Annotated in this window: 3 protein-coding genes; all 3 read left to right on the top strand. The window is 46.9% G+C overall.

Translation table 11 applies throughout. From position 1 onward, the window contains the following. A partial coding sequence (dnaE, locus tag V7D75_RS01890; RefSeq protein ID WP_333613178.1) for a DNA polymerase III subunit alpha occupies positions 1 to 2,710 on the top strand: 2,710 nt, incomplete at its 5' end. 57 nt (positions 2,711 to 2,767) lie between these two features. Further along, complete coding sequence (locus V7D75_RS01885; protein ID WP_333613177.1) at positions 2,768 to 3,145, top strand: Hpt domain-containing protein; 378 nt, start codon at positions 2,768 to 2,770, stop codon at positions 3,143 to 3,145. After that, positions 3,145 to 3,817 (top strand): RNA methyltransferase (locus tag V7D75_RS01880; RefSeq protein WP_442968898.1); only part of this gene is annotated, 673 nt, incomplete at its 3' end. The genes V7D75_RS01885 and V7D75_RS01880, both read left to right, overlap by 1 nt.

Below are 3,817 nucleotides of genomic sequence, written 5' to 3'. Positions count from 1 at the left end.
CCCAGGTTACTTCTTAATCGTCATGGACTTTATCCGCTGGGCAAAGGCCAACGGCGTACCGGTTGGACCCGGTCGTGGTTCTGGTGCTGGCTCTTTGGTCGCTTATGCGCTTAATATTACTGACCTCGACCCCATTCATTACGACTTGTTATTTGAGCGCTTCTTAAATCCTGAACGTGTTTCTATGCCCGACTTCGATATTGACTTTTGTATTGAAGGTCGTGACCGCGTGATTGATTATGTGGCACAAACCTATGGCCGTGAAGCGGTGTCGCAAATTATTACCTTTGGTACCATGGCAGCAAAAGCGGTGGTACGAGACGTGGCGCGGGTACAAAGCAAATCATACTTTTTGGCCAATAAAATCTCCAAATTGATTCCAAAAACCCCAGGAATTACGCTTAGCCAAGCACTTGAACAAGAGCCGCAGCTAAAAGACTTAATCTCCAACCCCGATAATATGGACTATGAAGATGCCATTGAGATTTGGGAAATGGCGATTAAACTCGAAGGCGTCTGTCGAAACGTTGGTAAGCATGCGGGTGGCGTCCTCATCGCTCCCCATAAAATTACTGACTTTAGCGCGATTTACTGTGATGACGAAGGTCACCGCGTCAGTCAGTTTGATAAAGACGACGTCGAAGCCGTTGGGCTAGTCAAGTTTGACTTTTTGGGTTTACGTAACTTAACGGTGATTAACGCCGCGGTAGAAAACATCAATCTGCGCCGCGCCCGCGAGGGCAAAGATGCCTTGGTGTTAGAGGACTTGCCCTTAGATGACAAAAAAGCCTATAAGCTGCTGCAAGAAGCCAAAACCACAGCTGTCTTTCAGTTAGAAAGTATGGGTATGAAAAAATATCTATCCAAATTACAACCGACCAATATCGAAGACGTTATCGCTATGTGTGCGCTCTATCGTCCCGGTCCGCTTGATGCAGGCATGGTCGAGATGTATATCGACCGTAAGCATGGCCGCGAGGAGGTCATTTATGACCATCCTAACCTTGAGCCAATTTTAGAAAACACCAACGGCGTTATTGTCTATCAAGAACAGGTGATGCAAATCTCGCAGGTCATGGCAGGCTACAGCTTGGGCGGCGCGGATATGCTACGCCGAGCCATGGGTAAGAAAAAACCTGAGGAAATGGCCAAACAGCGCGATATTTTTGTCACGGGTGCGACCGCGCAAGGCATCGATGAAGCGACATCGGGCGGCGTCTTTGACTTGATGGAAAAGTTCGCTGGCTACGGTTTTAACCGCTCGCATTCTGCTGCTTATGGTGTCCTTGCTTATCAGACGGCTTATTTAAAGCAGTACTACCCTGCCGAATTTATGGCGGCGGTACTGACCTCTGATATGAACAACACTGATAACGTGGTGTTCTTTATCAATGATTGCCGTGAAAATTTTGGTTTGACCGTCGTTAATCCATCAGTAAACCGTAGTGAGTGGCATTTTGTCGCCGATACGCCGACCAATATTATTTATGGTTTGGGTGCGATTAAAGGTGTTGGTGAAGGAGCGGTTGAGTCTATCGTTGAGGCGCGCCGACGTGAAGGTCCATTTAAAGATTTATACGACTTTTGCCGCCGCGTTGATATTAAAAAAGTTAATAAACGTACCCTTGAGGCATTGGTTAGTGCCGGCTGTTTTGATGACTTTGCCGCGACTTTACGACCAGACTTGCCAAGCGACGAAGCATACGAGATTCGCGGGGCGCTGATGAGTCAACTGCCAAGCGCCGTACAAGCTGCGGAACAAGACCGCCAAAACAATGAACTTGGCATGATGGACTTGTTCGGTGAAATGGATGGCGTGGTCGCAGCGCCGCCACTGGTCATGACGCCAGAGCTGATTTGGGGTGATAAGCACCGCCTGAAAGCGGAAAAAAATACCTTAGGTTTATACTTGACTGGACATCCTATCGATGAATATCGCGATGAGCTTAAACGTTATACCTCCGGCGCTCGCCTCGATAAGCTGGCAGACACGGGTTATAACGGTAGCTGCTACTTTGCGGGTTTGATTATCGATATTGCCAATTTCGGTACGCGTAACGTCATCACTTTAGACGATGGCACCTCACGTCTAGAAGTCAGCTGTTATGCCGAGCGCTTTAACCGCGTCAAAGAGCAGTTGAAGATTGATGAAGTCGTCGTCATTAAAGGCAGTATCCGTGAGCGTGACGGGCGCATTTTTGCCCGTCTTGATAATGCCATGAGTATGGTTGACGCGCGCCTGCGTTGGATGAAAAAAATCAGCATTAAAGTTCACGGTAGCGATATTAATCTGCTCACGCGTATGCAGCCTTTGCTAAAATCCGCTCAAGCAGGCCTCATACCAGCGCCGCGCTTGGCTTATAACGATGAGCAGGACGAGCAAGGTAATAATGGTAGCAGTGGTAACAGCGCTTATGACCCAGCGATGGGTGGCAGCTTATATGATGAAGATGGCAATGATTTATTAGCCTTAGAAAATAATATACATCAAGATGCACTTCAAAACGGCAGCTATGCTAATAATGCCCTTAGCAACACCGATGCTTCTATTAATGATAACTGCTTGCCGCTTGGGCTGAGCATTTATGAAGAATACGGTATTGCCAACGTCGGGTTATCTGAGCATTGGCGCATCTACCCTAACGATGACAATTTGCAGCAATTAAAGAGCATGGTTAATGAAGACAATTTACATTTTCATTATAGCTAACGTCTTTATAGTAGCTAAGCTGAGCCCTTTAACTTTTAAAATATTGGACACATGATTATGACTGAACATCCTAACAATACAAATACGCAAAACGATGACGAGATTATTAATGACGAGCAATTTGATGATATGCGTGAGTTGTTAGAAGAGGACTTCGTTGATTTGATACAAGTGTATTTTACTGACAGTCACGAGCGCATTGTCAAATTAAGACGCGCACAACAAGAAGAGGATAATGCCAACGGCTATGAGCTTGCGCATGCGCTAAAAGGTGCCAGCGCCAATTTGGGTGCGACTCAGTTAACTCGCCTTAGTAGCCAATTACAAGAAGCGTGCCGTGAGCGCCTTATTGGTGACCAAGCTGGTTTAATTGAAGACGTCGCCGTAGCATTGCAACGGGTTGAACAAGAAATCAAACAAAGACTGGGGCTATAATGCGTAACGACTCTGCCTCATTATTAGTAAATACAAGCTTAGCAAATTCAACCGCCCGCCATACGGTAAGCGATTATCTGTCTTGCTTACAAATCGTTATGGTCAATACCACTTTACCCGCCAATATTGGCTCAGCGGCGCGCGCCATGCATACCATGGGTCTATCGCGTCTGACCGTCGTTGACCCTAAGCTACCCATTGATGAAACCAGTGTTTCGCACGCGGCAGGCGGTAGTGAATTATTAACGTCAGCCACCATAACGCCGACGTTAGAATCGGCGATAGCGGATTGCCAGCTGGTATTTGCCGCTAGCAGCCGTAGTCGTCACATGCCGCGTCCTGTGGTCACACCGACGCAAGCCGCTAAAATCATGTTTGACTTTATCGATAAGCAAACTGCGCTTGATTTAGCAAATAATAGTGAAAGCCCGCAAGCTATTAGCAAGCCCAACATCGCTATCTTATTTGGTCGTGAAGACCGAGGCTTAACCAACGAAGAGCTGGCGTACGCCGATTATCATATTCAAATTGATGCCAATCCTGCTTATCCCGTGCTAAATGTTGCCTCTGCCGTACAAGTCATTGCCAGCTTTATCTTTGCTTATGCGCAGACTCATGCTCAAAACCCTGATGAAAGCTTAGACGATGTAAACCCCGTTCAGCCCATATTAG

This window comes from Psychrobacter sp., from assembly GCF_036731945.1.
In the GTDB taxonomy this organism is placed as follows: domain Bacteria; phylum Pseudomonadota; class Gammaproteobacteria; order Pseudomonadales; family Moraxellaceae; genus Psychrobacter.
Note: the sequence above shows the minus strand (reverse complement) of the source record. Positions and strands in the feature narration are given on the sequence as shown.

Excerpts from the sequence above, each read along its gene's own strand:
- V7D75_RS01885 (WP_333613177.1), top strand. The coding sequence starts at position 2,768 with ATGACTGAACATCCTAACAATACAAATACGCAAAACGATGACGAGATT.